The organism is Chryseobacterium sp. SIMBA_028 (assembly GCF_046535285.1).
In the GTDB taxonomy this organism is placed as follows: Bacteria; Bacteroidota; Bacteroidia; order Flavobacteriales; family Weeksellaceae; genus Chryseobacterium.
In genome coordinates, this window is the sequence record NZ_JAWRWZ010000874.1 from 1 (window position 1) to 232 (window position 232).

General features: G+C 35.3%; 1 protein-coding gene. It reads left to right on the top strand.

The features are described 5' to 3' along the window. Positions 1 to 20 precede the first annotated feature (20 nt). The coding region (locus SCA31_RS25705; protein ID WP_410699751.1) for a DUF417 family protein at positions 21 to 232 on the top strand (212 nt) is incomplete at its 3' end.

Sequence of the window (232 nt, forward strand, 5' to 3'; positions counted from 1 at the left end):
CGGTGTCAAATGCTATCGGAGTGATAGAAATTATCATTGCAGCATTACTGATCTTTAGTGTGAAATTTGCATTTCTAAGAAAGTATGCTGCCATGGGAATGATAGGTGTCTTTCTGGTCACATTAAGTTATTTATTTACAACTCCGGGAATATGGAAAATGGTGGATGGAATTCCGGTCACTGATTTCTTTATCATCAAAGATGTGATGTTTTTAGGATTTGGATTAATGAT